We start from the raw sequence: 15,965 nt of genomic DNA on the forward strand, positions 1-15,965 counted from the left end.
TCTGAGTGTGATGAAGCCATCCATTATGGATGACCCCAAGAAAAAAGAAATCACCAAGAAGCGGCATTTCTCGTTTCGGATCAATATATTTTTCTTCATAACGTTCTTATTATTTTCCGTCCTCATCGTGCGCCTGGCTATCTTACAATTCGTTCAAGCCAAGGATTTGAAAGCGGCAGAGAATACGAATACGAATCAAACGAACAAAATCGCCCCGATTCGCGGCAACATTTATGATTCGACCAAATCGCCTCTCGCGTATACCATCCCCGTGCAGTCGCTGTTTTTCCGGATCGAACCTTCCCAACAGGATAAAGACGAAGTCATTCGGATGGCGAATAAGCTGAAAACGGAAGTGTTCGACAAATACGGCAAAAAGGATGCCAAACCGATGGAGCCTGCCGATATCGTGCTCGCGATGGATCTGGGCTATGACATTAACAAGAATAAAGTGAAGGACCCGAGCTATTATTGGGTTCCGCGCAAAATCAAAAGCGATCTGTCGAAAGAAGAAATCGCCTATTTGCTGGAGCACCGGGATGAGTTCAAGTGGCTGGAGGTTACGGAAGAGAGCATCCGCACCTACGAGCTGGACGATGACGGCACCACGACGATCGCTCCGCAATTAATCGGCTATCTCAAATCGTATTCCACCGAGAAAGCGAAGGAAATGTACGAGAATAATGAGAACAGCAAGGAGTATCTCGATACCGAAAATGTAGGCTTCGACGGGATCGAGCGCATGTACCAGGATGAGCTTCGCGGCAAGAACGGCTACAAAATATATCCCGTGAACGCAGCGATGAAAATTATCGGACGCGCGACGGTCACGAAGCCGACTAAAGGCAACAATCTGTATCTGTCTATCAACAAGGATATTCAGAAGACCGCGGAGAAAGCGATTGCCGATCAAATCGCCTTCCTGCATACCCCACAGGCCAGAAACGACGCCTATTTGAAATACGGGGCGAATGCCCAGGCAGGCTATGCGGTAGCGATGGAAGTCGATACGGGACGCGTCGTCACGATGGCGAATTATCCCGACTACAATTCCAACGAATGGACAGGCGGGATTTCGCAGGCTACGCTGGATGAGATCGGATCGTATATCTATAACGGTTCGATTACGACCGCTTATCCCAAATATTCGGATAAAGAGCGGCCGAAGCATCCTTCCTCCATTGTATTCATGGGTTCCACGATCAAACCGTTGTCCGTGCTGATCGGATTGACGGAGAAGCTCTTTACGGCGGGCGAGACTTATTACGATTCCGGCTCCTTCACATTCGGTAAAACGGCTTCCGCGAGTACGATCCGAAATTCGGATGGACATGCTTATGGACCTTTGAATGCTTCGACGGCTATCGAACATTCGTCCAATACGTATATGTCGGCCAAAATCGGTATCCCCTTCTATCAGAAATACGGTGGCGAGAATGTCGCCGTCACGGACAAATGGGCGGACTACCTGGCGAAGTTCGGCATCGGCGTCAAGACCGGCAGCGGACTGCCCGGTGAAACTGCCGGTTCGAACGATTTTGCCAAAAACGCCAAAAAAGACAGCTATCAGTCCGCCATGGTGTATGCATCATGGGGACAGAACGAGAAAACGACGACGCTGCAGCTCGCGCAGTACGCGGCGACATTGGCCAGCCGCGGCAAACGAATGAAGCCGCTGTTCGTGGATGAAATCCGCAGCTTCGAGGGCGATCTCGTCAAGAAGGTCGAGCCCGAGGTCTTGGAGGATTCCAGCGCCATGTTCTCGAAGAATGATTGGAACACCATTATTCACGGTATGAAGAGCGGCGCCGAAGGGATCGAGGAGCTGCCGTACAACGTTGCGCGCAAAACGGGAACCTCGACGCAAGCGGTCTCCGGCGGAACGATAGATAACGCCGTGTTCATCGCCTTCGCACCCGTGGAGAATCCGAAGCTGGCCGTCGCCGTCGTCGTGCCGGAGGGCGGATTCGGGCGTTACGGGGCATCGCCGATCGCGGCGAAGATTTTCCAAGCGTATGACGCGGCCAATGAGGGCATCCTGACGAAGCTCGGCGGCGGGAAGCGCCCTTGGTAAACAGGTATACAAAACCTTCAACCCTCATATATGAGGAGTTGGAGGTTTTTTTGCGCTGTCCGGCTGAACTTTACCGGGGTTCATCCGTCTATTTAGGAGATGAGAAAGAAAGGATCTGTTCAAGGATGAAATCGCCGATTCTGGATGATCCGAGGAAACAGGAAGTAGCGAAGAAGAAGCATCTGTCCGTGCGGATCAATATTTTTTTCTTTGTCGTATTTATCTTATTTTCTATGCTGATCGTCCGTCTGGCGATGCTGCAGTTCGTTCAGGCCAAGGAGCATAAGGCGGCGGAAAACAGGAACGGTACGCAAACCGTGCAGATTGCCCCCATTCGCGGCAACATTTATGATGCTACGAAATCGCCGATTGCTTATACGATCCCAATGCAGTCGCTCTTTTTCCGGATTGATCCCGCCGCACAAAAGTTGGACGATCTGATCGCCATGGCCGAGCGGCTCAAAACCGACGTATTCGACAAATATGCCAAGCCCGGCTCCAAAAGCCCGACGCCGGAAGAGATCGTTCTTGCCATGGATATCGGGTATGATATTCACAAGAATGAAGTCAGAAAGCCGAGCTATTACTGGGTGCCGAGGCGCATTAAGGCGGACTTGTCCAATGAAGAAATCGCTTATCTGCTGGAGCATCGGGATGAGTTTCAATGGTTCGACGTAACGGAAGAGAGTATCCGTACTTATGAAATGGACGATGACGGCTTGACGACGATCGCTACGCATTTGGTAGGCTATACGAATTCCTTTACTTCGCCGACCGCCAAGGAAATGTATAAGGACAGCCCCATGATTAAGGAATACTTGAATACGGAAACGGTCGGGTTCGACGGCATTGAGCGGATGTATCAAGATGAGCTTCGCGGCATGAATGGCAGTAAAGTATATCCGGTTGACGCCACGAATAAAATTATTGGACGCGCGGAAGTGACGCCGCCCGTCAAAGGCAACAATTTGTATCTAACGATCCACAAGGATGTCCAGAAAGCAACGGAAAGAATGCTGGAGGACCATCTCCGCTATTTGCGCAGCCCTTCCCATGCAGGCGACCCTTATTTGAGGACCGGTATGCAGGCGGCTTCCGCATTCGCCGTTGCGATGGAAGTCGACACGGGGCGCGTCGTCACGATGGCGAACTATCCGGATTACGATGCGAACGCATGGACCGGCGGCATGCCGTCGAGCATTTATAAGGAGATCGAAACCTTCATCCCTAACGGCAGCATACGGACCGCCAAAGCCAAATATCCGGATGCCAAAGAGAACGCGAAGCACCCGTCGTCCATCGTTTTCATGGGTTCGACGATCAAGCCGTTATCGGTGTTGATCGGACTGAAGGAGAAATTTTTCAACCGGTATGAGAAGTCGTATTACGATTCCGGTTCATTCACCTTCGGTCGCGGCGGCGGCAGCACCATCACGAATTCGGGCAAAACGGCTTACGGCTATCTGGATGCTGCAGGGGCGATTGAGCACTCCTCCAATACGTTCATGTCCGAGCGAGTGGGCATCCCGTTCTGGAACAAATATGGCAGGGAGAATCCGGCTGTGACGGCCAAATGGGCCGAGTATCTGGCCAAGTTCGGGATGGGAATCAAGACGGGCAGCGGTTTGCCTGGGGAATTCGCAGGTGCCAACGATTTTATTAGAAATGCGGAGAATGACAGTTACCAGTCGGCGATGGTGTATGCGTCCTGGGGCCAGAACGAAAAGACGACAACGCTGCAGCTTGCCCAATATACCGCTACTTTAGCGAGCCGCGGGAAACGGATGAAGCCGATATTCGTTGATGAGATCCGCAACTACCAGGGGGACCTGGTACGTAAAGTCGAACCTGAAGTGCTGGACGATTGGGGAGGAGAATTTGCTGACGAGGATTGGAGCACGATTATTCACGGGATGAAGAGCGGTGCGGAGGGCATCGAGGAGCTGCCGTTCAACGTAGCGCGCAAAACAGGAACCTCGACGCAGGCTGTAGCGGGCGGCTCCGTAGAGAACGCCGTATTCATCGCCTTCGCGCCAGTAGAGAATCCGAAGCTGGCCGTTGCGGTCGTCGTGCCGGAGGGCGGATTCGGACGCTATGGGGCCTCCCCGATTGCGGCGACCATTTTCCAGGCTTACGACGCAGCCTACGATAATATTCTGACGAAGCTGGGCGGCGGGAAGAAGCCTTGGTAAGGAACAGTACAAAGAGGATGTCCGGGAGACATCCTCTTTGCTTTGTTCGGCAGAGCCTGAATTATTTAACCCGTATCCATACCGCCATCTCGCCAACCCCGCGATTCCCCCATTGGAAATAAGGGATGGCCCGCAAGGTAACAGGCTCCGGCGACGGCCCCCAGCGGCGGTACGGAAGCTCATCCTGCGGCCACGAATCCGCAGCAGCTTCCTTGTAGCCGTGTGCCGTAATGAACATCGTGCCGCCAAGCGTATCCGTGTCCGCCTCCGTCTCAAGCCGCGTGCCGCTCTGCAGGCTGAGGCCGGCGAGCGGTGCGCCGTTATCCGCCTGCTCGAGGCAGTAGACGAGCGGCCCTCGCTGGATGGCGGCTTTCCCTGCGTTGCTGCGGATGAGCGGACTGGCTTCGATCAGTTGAGCCTCCATCCCCAGCTGCCAGGTCACGACGTCGCCGTCCGCCCACACCCGGTCGACGACCGCATAGCCGCTGTCCATCTGCAGCGCCTGCTCCTTCACTCCGTTGATGAGCAGCTGCGGCTCGCCTTCGCACCAGGAAGGGACGCGCAAGGCCAAGGCGAAGGCGTGCGGCTGCGCCAAGCTGAGGCGCAGCGTCGACTCTCCGTGCCAAGGCAGCGAGCTCATCTGCTTCAAGCCGACGGAGACGCTCCCGTCCAGCGTAATCGTTGTTTCGCTGCCGATAAACAGATGGCAGTTGATCCTTCCTTCCTCCGTCGTATACATATAGCTCCCCAGCGAAGAAAGGATCCGCGCCAAATTCGGCGGGCAGCAAGCGCAGCCGAACCACTTCTGGCGCTCCGCTTTTACGTGGTGCTTGCCGGGATTGCCTGCCGAAGCTTCCGGCCATACCTCCAGCGGATTCACATAGAAGAAGCGCGTCCCGTCCTGGCTCATGCTGCCGATGATGATGTTGTACAGCGCACGCTCGATCACATCCGCATATTCGCTTCGCGTCTCGAGCCGCAGCATCCGCTGGGCGAAGAACACCAGACCGATCGAAGCGCACGTCTCGGCATAGACCGTGTCATTAGGCAGATCGTAGTCGAAGGAGAAGGCTTCCCCGTGATGCGTCGAACCGATTCCGCCGGTTATGTACATTTGCTTCCGCGTCGTATTCGCCCACAGCTTCCGGCAAGCCGCAAGAAGCCGCTCGTCGCCTGTTTCCCGGGCCAGATCAGCCATGGCGGTGTACATGTAGACAGCTCTAACCGAATGGCCGACGGCCGTATCCTGTTCGCGCACGGGCAGGTGGTTCTGTTGATACTTCGCATTCAACGCCGGATTTGCCGATTGGCCTGCGCGGTAATGAGACGTTCGGCCGCGGCGCTCCCATTCCATCTCGAAGAAATCAGGGCGCTGTCCCCGTTCGTCGATGAAATAGCAGGCAAGCTTCAAGTATTGATCATTCTGCGTCACCGTATACAGCTTGACCAGCGCAAGCTCGATTTCTTGATGCCCGTCATACCCGCGCAGTTTCCCTTCCTCACGGCCGAACGTATCGCCGATATGATCGACGAAGCGGCACATCGCATCCAAAAACTTCCTTTTGCCGGTGGCTTCGTAATAGGCCACGGCAGCTTCAATCATATGCCCTGCACAGTATAACTCATGGCATTCATGCAAGTTCGTCCACCGTTTGCCCGGCTCTTTGATGGTGTAATAGGTGTTCACGTAGCCGTCGCTATGCTGTGCCTTGCAAATAAGCTCGATCGTCTCATCGGCGATGCGTTCCAATTGCTCGTCGGGATGAGCCTGAAGCGAGTAGGCGACAGCCTCCAGCCATTTGGCAAGATCCGAGTCTTGGAACACCCAGCCGTGATAGTCCCCGGTTTCCAACCCTGCGGCTATCCGGAAATTGCGAATGGCGTAGCTGGGCTCGGCGCCGGGTACGCGGTCGTTGAGCGCTTCCCATTGATAGGGGATCACCGTGTCCCGGACAAGGGAGACATAACGGTTCCAGAAATCATCGTTAATCGTAATCTGGTTTAAAGGCAGCTGATGCTTGGCCCGAAGCAGCGTGCTTGACATGGTGCAACCTCCTCGATTTTAGCGGAAATAGGCTTTGCTTTCCCCCATTATATGAGGGATACTGGTAGAGAAACAGGCGGAAATACAACCATTTATTTATAAAATTTCACACTTGAGGATGGTTCGAAATGAGAGAAATTTCCCTTACCGCACCGCCTTTGCCCTATTATCTGGAGAGCGGCTACAGTGTGTACCAAGCGGGAGACACGCATCCGGACCGTACAGGATTAGGCATGTATGATCTCGTCTTCATAACGAAGGGAACGTTGTATTTGGGGGAAGAGGAGCGGGCGTGGACCTTGACCGAAGGGCATTATGCGCTGCTGCTGCCGGATAAATATCATTACGCCGTGCGGCCTTGCGAAGCGGAGTGCCGGTTCTATTGGCTTCATTTCCAAACCGTGACCCCATACAGGTTCAAAGAAGACAAGCTCCCTTCGCGCAACGAATTCGCGCTCCCGCAAACAGGCGAAATCACGCTGCCCCAGCAGGGCGAGGTGCCCGATCCCGCCGGACTGGAGCAGCTGTGGAGCCGGCTCCAGGAGCTTGCCGTTACGGCAAAATCGGTGTCGTTCTGGGAGGAGCAGGTTGTGTTTGCCGACATATTGCGGATGTTGGAATCGGGGAACCGGCCCGAAGTGCGGACCAAGGTCCACCTGCTGGCGGAACAGATCGAAGCCTTCCTGAAGCGGCATTATTCGGAGGATATCTCCAATGAGTCCTTGTCCCGCGTGTTCCATTTTCACCCGAACTATTTGGGCAGGTGCATGAAGCAGGTATACGGCTGCACGCCGCTGGCCTACTTGCACGCTTACCGGATCGAGCAATCGAAACTGCTCCTGCTGAAGACGCAGGGGTCGATGGAACGCATTGCCGAGCAGGTCGGCTTTCATCATGCCGCCTATTTCTCCAACTGCTTTCGCGCCGCAATGGGGCTGTCACCGCTGGCGTACCGCAAGCAGTTTACGAGAGGAGGAACCGTTCCGCCGTCCTGAGCATATGCTGTTGCCAAGGAGGGAAACCTTCTTGTATGCCAAAAGTTGCACGAAGTCAACTTTTGTGCGCAAAGGAAAGGTGGGGCAGGCATGAAAAAGACTCGATTGACGGCTTCGCTGAAAAGACTTCTGATTACCTTCATTTTCCTATGACAAACAGCGGATTGCGTACTTTCATCCTATTTCCAGAATGACGGACGGATATGGTATACTAGTGTATCGGTAGTCGAGAGATAGTTTGATGATGGTACGGAGGAGTGAGTTTCACCATGTGCGGTATTGCGGGTGTTATGTATTTTGAAGATAGAGAACCAACTGTAGCCATGCTGCAGCAAATGACGGATGTCATCGTCCATCGGGGTCCGAACGATTCCGGCTTCTGGACGGATAATCGGATCGGTTTAGGCTTTCGCCGGTTGTCCATTATCGATATCCAAGAGGGACACCAGCCATTGACGAACGAGGATGATTCGGTCTGGATCATTTTTAACGGAGAAATTTATAACTACAAGGAACTTCGCGGGATGCTGCAGGAGCGCGGCCATCAATTCCGTACGCACAGCGATACGGAGGTCATCGTTCATCTGTACGAGGAGTTCGGCGAGGAGTGCGTCAAGCACTTGCGCGGCATGTTCGGATTCGTGATCTGGGACAAAAGGAAGAAGCAGCTGTTCGGAGCGAGAGACCATTTCGGCATCAAGCCGTTTTATTATCATGTCAACGACCGCCAGTTTTTGTTCGGCTCCGAGATCAAGAGCCTGCTGGCTGCGGACGGCATGAACCGGTTGATTCACACGGACAGCTTGCTGAATTATTTGACGTTCCAGTACGTGCCTGAACCGAATACGATGTTCCACGGCATTCATAAGCTGCCGCCGGCCCATTATGTGAAGATAACGTTCGACGGCAACATGTCGATACATAAGTATTGGGATCCGATGTTCGAGCCGGAGGAGCGCCCGTTCGATGAGTATGTGGAGCAGATCCGCGAGACGCTGAAGGATTCCGTCAAGCATCACCTCGTCAGCGATGTGGAGCGCGGCTGTTTCCTGTCCAGCGGCATTGACTCGACGGCGATCGCCACTCATATGCGGAATATCGAACCGATTCGCACGTTCTCGGTTGGCTTCGAAGGCGCCAACAACGAAACGGTGATCGCCGCCCAGACGGCCGCGACATTGGGTACGGAGCATTATGACAAAGTCATCACGAAGGATGACTATTTCAGTTCGCTGCCGAAGGCTATCTGGCATCAGGACGAGCCAGTCGCCGACCCTTCGGCGATTGCTCTCTATCACGTCGCGCAGCTGGCTCGCGAGCACGTGACGGTCGTTCTGTCCGGGGAAGGCGCGGACGAATTGTTCGGCGGCTACCGCATTTACCGGGAGCCGCAGTCGCTCCGACCGATCGATCAGCTGCCGCATCCGATCAAGCGCATGCTGAACCGCTTCGCCCGGATGCTTCCGAGCGGCGTGAAAGGGCGCAACTATGTGCTGCGCGGCACGACGCCGCTCGAGGAGCGCTTCCTCGGCAACGCGAAGATTTTCTCCGAGGATATGAAAGCGGAGATCCTGCGTCTGGACCACGAGATGCTGCGAGCGTACAAGAATCCCGTGCAAATAGCCGGGGACTATTACAATAAGACGAAACATCTTGATCCGGTTAGCCGTATGCAGTATATCGACATGAATCTATGGATGCCCGGCGATATTCTGATGAAGGCTGACAAGATGACGATGGCGCACTCGCTTGAGCTGCGCGTCCCTTTCCTGGATAAAGAGCTGTTCGAGGTGGCGCGCCGTATTCCGGCGAGATACCGGATCGCGAACGGAACGACGAAGTATATTTTCCGCAAAGCGATGGAGGGGATCATTCCGGATCCGATTCTGAACCGTCCGAAGCTTGGCTTCCCGGTGCCGCTCCGCGATTGGGTGAACGGATCGATGGGCGATGTGCTGCTGGAGCAAATCAAATCGAGCGGGATCGAGGATTACATCAATATGGACACCGTGGAACGCATGCTGCAGAAGCACCGCAGCGGTCAGGGCGATTATGCGCGCCGCCTGTGGACGATCTATATTTTTGCTCTCTGGCATCTGACGTTTATGGAAGAACTGCCTAAGAAAGTGCTCGCGGCTTACTAGGTTTAAGGAAGATACTTAAGGGAACAGGGGATGGAACAACATGGGACCGTTTAAGTTAATCGCCCTCGATATGGATGGCACGCTGCTGGATGAGGAGAAGAAAATATCGCCTGACAATGCGGAAGCGATCCGGCAAGCTGCGGCTGCAGGCAAAATTGTCATGATGTCGACCGGACGCGGCGCCGTCAGCGCGATGCCGTATATTCAGGAGCTGGGGCTGACGTCGCCTATGGTTGTCGTGAATGGCGGCGAGGTATGGGAAGCGCCGGGCAAGCTGCTGCGGCGGACGCTGCTTCCGGTGGAGACCGTGAGCAAGCTGCATGAATTGGCATTGGAGCATGATTGCTGGTGGTGGGCGTACTCCGTAGACGGCATCTTCAACCGCGAGCGCGAGGGGCTCGACATCGCCAACAGTGAATGGCTGAAGTTCGGGTACTTCTCCGAGAATGCCGAGAAATTGGAGCGCATCCGAAGTGCGGTCAGCAGTTGGGGAACGCTCGAGATCACCAATTCCCATCCTTCGAACATCGAGATTAATCCGCTGGGCATCAGTAAAGCGAGCGGTTTGGAGGCGGTTTGCCAGCTGCTTGGCATTCAGATGTCGGAGGTCATCGCGATGGGGGACAGCGAGAACGATATCGCGATGATTCGTGAAGCGGGGCTTGGCGTCGCCATGGGCAATGCGCAGGATGAGGTCAAGCGAATTGCCGATATTACGACGGTAACGAATGAAGAGAGCGCAGTCGCCAAGATCATACATACGTATTTGCTGAAGTCATAGCCATTCGCCTTTTTATCCAGTAAACAACGGACGGAGATGGGCACATGATTGCATTAGCCTGGAGTTTGGTCATTCTTTTATTTGTTGTGGGAATGCTTGGCGCCGTATATCCGGTGCTGCCCGGAGTTCTGGCCATTTATGCCGCGTTCTTCATCTACGGCTGGCTGGTCAGCTTCGAACCGTTCGGTTGGGTGTTCTGGACGACACAGACGTTGATTGTCATTATCATCCTTGTCGCCGATTATGCGGTCAGCGCCATGGGCGTGAAGAAGTTCGGGGGTTCGAGAGCGGCTGTGATCGGGAGCACCATCGGGTTAATTATCGGGCCCTTCGTTATACCCGCTTTCGGTTTGATTATCGGACCTTTCGTCGGCGCCGTCATCGGAGAGCTGATTATCGGCACCTCCTGGCAGAAGGCGGTTACCGCCGGGATCGGTTCCGTGCTTGGCTTCTTCGCCAGCAGCGCAGTGAAAATCGTCCTGCAGCTGGCGATGATTATTCTTTTCTTGTTCTGGGTGTTTTTTTAAATTACGGTTGTAGAGAGTAGGAACGGAATTGACGAAGGAAACCAAAGACTCGCTTGTCAAAGGGACGCTTATTCTCGCCGTAGCCGCGCTTGTTGCGCGGTTTCTCGGCGTTTTCCAGCGAATCCCGCTTGTGCATCTGCTGCACGAGGGGGGGATGGGCAGTTATTCGATCGCTTTTAATTTATACTCGATCCTGCTCGTCGTGGCTACGGCGGGCGTTCCCAGCGCGTTAAGCAAGATGGTGTCCGAGAAGTATGCCATCGGCAGACCCGCCGAAGCGGAGCGCATCTACCGTGCGGCGATTTGGTTCGCCGTCGTGGCGGGGGCGTTCATGACGGTGCTGTTGTATGTTCTGGCTCCGGTCTATGCTGAGCACATCTCGCATGGCGGGCCGGATGCGACGCTGGCCACGCGCGCCATCGCGCCGGCGATGCTGTTCTTCCCGCTTATCGCGATTATGCGCGGGTATTTCCAAGGACGGCAAAATATGATGCCCAACGGGGTGTCGCAAGTCGTTGAGCAGATTTTCCGATTGGTCACGTCGGTGGGACTCGCCTATCTGCTCCTGCAGGTCAGCTTGGGCTGGGGAGTTGCCGGGGCTTCGTTCGGCGGAGTCATGGGCGGCATCGCGGCGCTTGCCGTCATGCTCTATTTCGCTCTCAAGCTCAAACGCCGGGATGCTGCTGGGCTGAAAGAAGGCGTCTCCCGCGCAGCGGTGAATGAAACCGCAGCCGGAGGCGGATCCGCCGCATTGCCTGTACAGGCGCGATACCGGGACATTTATCGCAGCATGCTCAAGCTGTCGATTCCGATCGTCATTTTCTCGGTCACGGTAACTCTCGTCTACGCGATCGACACCTCCATCATTATTCCGCTGCTGGAAGGGATAATCGGCAGCGGCGAAGCACTCGGGCTGGTCGGTATCATGGGAGGACGCGCGCAATCGTTGGCGGGTATTCCGATCATTTTGGCTATCGCGCTGAGCCAGTCGGTCGTTCCGATCATTTCGGCGGCCTATTCCCGCAAAGATATGAAGCAGGTTAGCCACCAGACTACAAGGGTGCTCCAGCTGTCCATACTTTCGGGATTGCCAGCGGTGCTCGTGATCGCCATTGCTGCGCGTCCGCTGGACTACTTCATGTTCGGCCATGAAGACACGGCATTCGGTATGAGCCATGGACCTTACATGATCGCTTTGCTGACGTTAGGGGCCATGTTCCAAATTGTGATGCAAACCTCCGGCGCCGTGCTGATGGGGATGGGCCGCATGAGGCCGCTGATGGTGCATGTCGCCGTCGGGATTACGGTCAAGCTGGCTGGGAGCTTCCTGCTCGCGCAGTGGTTCGGCATTTATGGCATTATCGGATCGACCGGACTTTGCTTCATCGCGATGTCCTGGCTCAACCTACGTACGCTGCGCCAAGAAGTGACGTTCACGATCCTCGGAAGCCGGTTCGTCGGACTGGCCGTCTCCATCATCGTGATTGCCGGACTTGGCATCGCCGTAGAGTGGCTCACGCATACGTATGTGCATCCGACAAGCCTGTACCGGATCAATGAGGGGATTAATGCCATACTGGTGTGCGGATTTACCGCCGCCCTATATCCGCTCATGTTGATGCTTACGCGAGTCGTCACGAAGGACGACGTGAAGAACTTCCCGGCGCCCGTGCAGAAGCTGATTAACAAGGGAAGCCGTCTTATCGGACGTTCATAGCCTGCGCAGCCCGGATGGCCAGCTCGATCGTGCGGATTCCCGTGCACATGGCTTCCGTCAGGTCGTAGGTCTCCGGCACGGTGATCGGCTGGAGATGGGCCAAAGGCTCGCGGGCTTCGTGATACCAATCCCCCGGCTCCGCGGGGAGTACTTGCCGGTCAGGCCATGCCGCGGCAAGCGCAGGACTATACAAGGGACTGCTTCCTTCCTTGAGGAAGCAGCCGTCAAGCCTCTCCTGATATTTCTTATCGGGAGAGGCTTTTTGTATGGGACTGTATAAGTGCGGCCAGTAGTCAGCCCTTGAACCGGTATGCGGCGTTGCCTTCGCGAAGCGCAGAGCGCCCTGAAGCACGTCAGGCACTCCGAATAGCAGGGCATAGAGGCTTTTGCCGAATTCGATACGCTCGGACAAATCGGCGAAATTTTCGAGGATCAGGCCGGCCAGACGGAGCAGGGGAGCGTCGCCTTCCCGGTCAAGCGGCAGGAAAGGGAAACCGACCTGGTTCAGCTGCAGGAATGCCTGGCCTTTAAATAAAGGCTTATCCAGTACGCTGAGCTGATAACGTTTATTTTGAACGACACGTCCTTCGATATAATTCTGCTCGTTGACAATAAGCCCGATCGTAAGTAAGGCGGAATCATGGCTGGCCCAAAACTGGTCCCATACGGGCCTCATCCACATCGAGATATGGAGGTGCGGGAGCAAGTGGAACAGGTTCTTGCGCTTACGAACAGAGGCATCGTACAGCAGCAGCTGCGGATAAGCATCCTGAAAAATGAGCGCATTGGCACGCTCCAGGAAGGCAAAGAGATGTTCCACCAGCTCCTCGTCGATAAGGCGGGGCAGCAATTCCCCGCGGAGATCGGTCATGTTCCATCCCCCGTTGCGGGAGACCAGGTGGGCGAGCAGCGCCCAGTGAAGCTCGGGGTGAGCTTGGTACATGGCCCAGTAGGCCATTGTGCGCGTTACGTTATTACGGTTCTCCACGGCGGTTCGCGTGCGAATATGCTCGAGGAGCTGTCGTTCCTCCGGTGCAAGGGAGAAGGGCTCAACGCCGCCGCGAAGCAGCTCCGTCTGCGTGCGCAAGCTGGTATCCAATTGTTCGGCCCAAGCTTCCGCCAATGGGATGGTGTCTAAATGCAAGGGACTCATCATGACCTCCTCAACTCAACCTATCCGTTATCATCTTTATATTGTTGGCTCAAAGCTGCGGCGGTATGTGACAACCGGACTCAAATGCGAGAAATGGGGGAAGCGTCTGATTTGAATATTTCTACTATGCGATTTCCGATAGCGAGAAAAGGGTATACACCGAAGAAGACCAAACCCCGGGATATGGGGAACAGTCCATTCCAAGCGCGAAGGCGATCTCCTACCGGCAAGTTTTCGTCAACGGCGTGCTGCAGCCCCGAACCTTGTACCGCCGACTTCTTTGATGACAATGGGGATCCGGTTGCGGCACTTCCGGCCCCGCCGACAGACGGGTACTACAACGCCTATGTCAACGGTGTGCTGCAAGAAGACGGGTTGTCCACGCTTACTACGGCTTCTCTCGTTCTGGCCACAACAGCATTTTGCAGCCATTTCGCTTCTATGAAGCGGGATGGTTTTTTCTTCGCCAGACTGCTTTTACGGCGTACGTGCTGGACACTCTCCCTTTGGCTCAGGTGGTTTTGTGAAAATAATACAACCCCCTGACCAGATAAAGGTCAGGGGGTTCATGTCGCTACTCCTCCGTACTCACCGTACCGTCTGGCGGTGGCGGTTGAATCCGGTTCAAACGGCCCGCCCGCTGCAAGGACTCCCGAAGCAAATATTCAATATGACCGTTGACGCTCCGGAACTCATCCTCCGCCCATCGTTCCAAAGCTTCGTAGAGCTTGGGATCGAGCCGAAGCGCAAAATTTTTCTTTGGAGCCATAGCGGGGGCCCGTTAATACAGCGAACCGGTGTTAATGACCGGATTCGCTGAGCGGTCCGATACAATGGCGACGAGCAAATTGTTGATCATGGCCGCTTTCCTCTCTTCATCGAGCTGCAGACCTTCGGCTTCGAGGCGGGAGATAGCCATCTGGACCATACCGACAGCTCCATCGACGATGATTTGGCGGGCGGATAAAATGGCGGAAGCTTGCTGGCGCTGCAGCATCGCACTTGCAATTTCCGTCGAGTAGGCAAGGTGAGTGAGGCGGGATTCGATGACTTCGACGCCGGCCACGGAGAGACGCTCTTGCAGTTCTTGACTGAGCTCTGCGGCGACTTCGTCCGCATTGCCCCTGAGCGAGTACCCCTCGCTGTCGAAGCGGTCGTAAGGGTATTTGCTGGCGACATGGCGCAGCGCGGTCTCACTCTGAATCTCGACGAACTTCTCGTAGCTGTCTACATCGAAAATCGCTTTGTACGTATCGACGACCCTGAACACGACGACGGCGGCGATTTCAATGGGATTGCCTTCGATATCGTTCACTTTCAGCTTGACGCTGTTAAAGTTACGAACCCGCAAAGAAATTTTCCTGCGGCTGGAAAAAGGAACGATGAGCCATAGGCCGCTCTTGCGGATTGTGCCCGAATACGTACCGAAAAAAGTGATGACCGATGCTTCGTTCGGCTGAACCGCCGTGATCGTCGAAACGAAGATCAATCCCAAAATGATGAGAATAGCTCCCGATACAAAATGTTCCTGTGTCAAGAGTAGAACACCGAAACCTCCGCCAATAATAAACAATAAAATACCTAGAAAACCATTAATGGACCAAGCTTGGGATTCTTTCATGGAAGCAGCACCCTTTCTAATTGTTGCCTGTATATGTGATGCGGATATTGTATTGATATTTAAATGATATCACTTTTTACTTTAAATGTAAATGTCCGGCATGCGGAATATGTTGGGAAGCGTTCATCTTGACACCTTTTTTGGGGCATGCTATAAGTTAATAAATTCCTAACGCAGCGAGGTGCTTCTCATGTTGAAAATATCCAACGAACAAGCTTTTCAAGAACAAATCTCCAAGCCTGGATTGACTGTCGCCGTGTTCAAAGCGACCTGGTGCAAGGACTGCCATTTCATCGATCCCTTCATGCCCTCTGTCGAGGAAGCGTATGCCGGCCGAATCGCGTTCATCGAACTCGACCGCGACGAAGTTCCGGATCTGTGCGAGCAGCTGAACATCCTCGGGATCCCAAGCTTCATCGCGTTCCAGGGAGGCAAGGAGCTCGTTCGCTTCGTCAGCAAATTGCGCAAAACCCGCGATGAAATCGAGCAATTCCTGGATCGGGCGATCGAGGTATCCGGCGCGCTTGCGAAATAACCGGCAATGGGAAACGGCTCCGTGCGAGTCGTTTTTTTGCTGCCGCATCCGCAAAAATCACAACTTTGACACGAGTTCGCCCCTTCCTAGGCGGTTTCGGAGCTTTGTAACAATTGCGAATGGATTTGCCAACTTTTTAAAGCTATAATTGAAAACGAACCAACCACATTCGACATGATTTT

General features: G+C 54.5%; 13 protein-coding genes and 1 pseudogene. 10 read left to right on the forward strand and 4 right to left on the reverse strand.

Features of this window, described 5'->3' with window-relative positions; translation table 11 throughout:
- Positions 1–7: 7 nt before the first annotated feature.
- Complete coding sequence (locus PUT07_RS29830) at positions 8–2,074, forward strand: peptidoglycan D,D-transpeptidase FtsI family protein (protein ID WP_379240953.1); 2,067 nt, start codon at positions 8–10, stop codon at positions 2,072–2,074.
- 125 nt (positions 2,075–2,199) lie between these two features.
- On the forward strand, positions 2,200–4,266 hold the full coding sequence (locus tag PUT07_RS29835; RefSeq protein ID WP_274472424.1) for a peptidoglycan D,D-transpeptidase FtsI family protein: 2,067 nt from the start codon (positions 2,200–2,202) through the stop codon (positions 4,264–4,266).
- 61 nt (positions 4,267–4,327) lie between these two features.
- On the opposite strand, the gene PUT07_RS29840 is transcribed toward PUT07_RS29835, so the two are convergent.
- Positions 4,328–6,310: a glycoside hydrolase family 127 protein gene (locus PUT07_RS29840; RefSeq protein WP_274472425.1), complete on the reverse strand. Its 1,983-nt coding sequence runs from the start codon at positions 6,308–6,310 to the stop codon at positions 4,328–4,330.
- 128 nt (positions 6,311–6,438) lie between these two features.
- On the opposite strand from PUT07_RS29840, the gene PUT07_RS29845 reads away from it, so the two are divergent.
- The 5 genes from PUT07_RS29845 to PUT07_RS29865 all read left to right on the forward strand — a co-directional run bounded on the left by PUT07_RS29845 (position 6,439) and on the right by PUT07_RS29865 (position 12,474).
- Positions 6,439–7,305, forward strand: coding sequence for a helix-turn-helix transcriptional regulator (locus tag PUT07_RS29845; protein WP_274472426.1), 867 nt, complete (start codon positions 6,439–6,441; stop codon positions 7,303–7,305).
- Positions 7,306–7,574: 269 nt separating this feature from the next.
- On the forward strand, positions 7,575–9,449 hold the full coding sequence (asnB, locus tag PUT07_RS29850) for an asparagine synthase (glutamine-hydrolyzing) (protein ID WP_274472427.1): 1,875 nt from the start codon (positions 7,575–7,577) through the stop codon (positions 9,447–9,449).
- Between the two features lie 40 nt (positions 9,450–9,489).
- The gene (locus tag PUT07_RS29855; protein WP_274472428.1) at positions 9,490–10,230 is read left to right on the forward strand and encodes a Cof-type HAD-IIB family hydrolase; all 741 of its coding nucleotides are present in this window, start codon (positions 9,490–9,492) and stop codon (positions 10,228–10,230) included.
- Between the two features lie 44 nt (positions 10,231–10,274).
- On the forward strand, positions 10,275–10,757 hold the full coding sequence (locus tag PUT07_RS29860) for a DUF456 domain-containing protein (RefSeq protein WP_274472429.1): 483 nt from the start codon (positions 10,275–10,277) through the stop codon (positions 10,755–10,757).
- A 28-nt stretch (positions 10,758–10,785) separates the two neighbouring features.
- Positions 10,786–12,474, forward strand: coding sequence for a putative polysaccharide biosynthesis protein (locus tag PUT07_RS29865; RefSeq protein ID WP_274472430.1), 1,689 nt, complete (start codon positions 10,786–10,788; stop codon positions 12,472–12,474).
- Here the strand turns inward: PUT07_RS29865 and PUT07_RS29870 are convergent.
- The gene (locus PUT07_RS29870) at positions 12,458–13,630 is read right to left on the reverse strand and encodes a DUF2515 family protein (protein ID WP_274472431.1); all 1,173 of its coding nucleotides are present in this window, start codon (positions 13,628–13,630) and stop codon (positions 12,458–12,460) included. The genes PUT07_RS29865 and PUT07_RS29870 overlap by 17 nt on opposite strands.
- A 128-nt stretch (positions 13,631–13,758) precedes the next feature.
- On the opposite strand from PUT07_RS29870, the pseudogene PUT07_RS35685 reads away from it, so the two are divergent.
- Both PUT07_RS35685 and PUT07_RS29875 read left to right on the forward strand, forming a co-directional pair.
- A pseudogene (locus PUT07_RS35685) lies at positions 13,759–13,839 on the forward strand (hypothetical protein); the annotation flags it as partial.
- Positions 13,811–14,173, forward strand: a complete 363-nt coding sequence (locus PUT07_RS29875; protein ID WP_274472532.1) for a DUF4183 domain-containing protein — start codon at positions 13,811–13,813, stop codon at positions 14,171–14,173. The pseudogene PUT07_RS35685 and the gene PUT07_RS29875, both read left to right, overlap by 29 nt.
- Before the next feature lie 28 nt (positions 14,174–14,201).
- Here PUT07_RS29875 and PUT07_RS29880 read toward each other — a convergent pair whose 3' ends face one another.
- Complete coding sequence (locus PUT07_RS29880; protein ID WP_274472432.1) at positions 14,202–14,396, reverse strand: Arc family DNA-binding protein; 195 nt, start codon at positions 14,394–14,396, stop codon at positions 14,202–14,204.
- A gap of 12 nt (positions 14,397–14,408) precedes the next feature.
- Positions 14,409–15,248 carry an SPFH domain-containing protein gene (locus PUT07_RS29885; RefSeq protein WP_274472433.1) on the reverse strand — a complete coding sequence of 280 codons (840 nt, stop codon included), beginning with the start codon at positions 15,246–15,248 and terminating at the stop codon, positions 14,409–14,411.
- A 190-nt stretch (positions 15,249–15,438) separates the two neighbouring features.
- Between PUT07_RS29885 and PUT07_RS29890 the strand changes: the two genes are divergently transcribed.
- Positions 15,439–15,783, forward strand: coding sequence for a thioredoxin family protein (locus PUT07_RS29890; protein ID WP_274472434.1), 345 nt, complete (start codon positions 15,439–15,441; stop codon positions 15,781–15,783).
- Positions 15,784–15,965 lie beyond the last annotated feature (182 nt).

Origin of the sequence: Paenibacillus sp. MAHUQ-63 (genome assembly GCF_028765165.1) — a bacterium.
GTDB lineage: Bacteria > Bacillota > Bacilli > Paenibacillales > NBRC-103111 > Paenibacillus_E.

Bases quoted from the DNA above. Each gene is read 5' to 3' on its own strand.
- PUT07_RS29840 (WP_274472425.1), bottom strand. From the start codon at position 6,310: ATGTCAAGCACGCTGCTTCGGGCCAAGCATCAGCTGCCTTTAAACCAG.
- PUT07_RS29860 (WP_274472429.1), top strand. From the start codon at position 10,275: ATGATTGCATTAGCCTGGAGTTTGGTCATTCTTTTATTTGTTGTGGGA.
- PUT07_RS29885 (WP_274472433.1), bottom strand. From the start codon at position 15,248: ATGAAAGAATCCCAAGCTTGGTCCATTAATGGTTTTCTAGGTATTTTA.
- PUT07_RS29880 (WP_274472432.1), bottom strand. From the start codon at position 14,396: ATGGCTCCAAAGAAAAATTTTGCGCTTCGGCTCGATCCCAAGCTCTAC.
- PUT07_RS29890 (WP_274472434.1), top strand. From the start codon at position 15,439: ATGTTGAAAATATCCAACGAACAAGCTTTTCAAGAACAAATCTCCAAG.
- PUT07_RS29855 (WP_274472428.1), top strand. From the start codon at position 9,490: ATGGGACCGTTTAAGTTAATCGCCCTCGATATGGATGGCACGCTGCTG.
- PUT07_RS29835 (WP_274472424.1), top strand. From the start codon at position 2,200: ATGAAATCGCCGATTCTGGATGATCCGAGGAAACAGGAAGTAGCGAAG.
- asnB (WP_274472427.1), top strand. From the start codon at position 7,575: ATGTGCGGTATTGCGGGTGTTATGTATTTTGAAGATAGAGAACCAACT.
- PUT07_RS29875 (WP_274472532.1), top strand. From the start codon at position 13,811: ATGGGGAACAGTCCATTCCAAGCGCGAAGGCGATCTCCTACCGGCAAG.
- PUT07_RS29870 (WP_274472431.1), bottom strand. From the start codon at position 13,630: ATGATGAGTCCCTTGCATTTAGACACCATCCCATTGGCGGAAGCTTGG.
- PUT07_RS29845 (WP_274472426.1), top strand. From the start codon at position 6,439: ATGAGAGAAATTTCCCTTACCGCACCGCCTTTGCCCTATTATCTGGAG.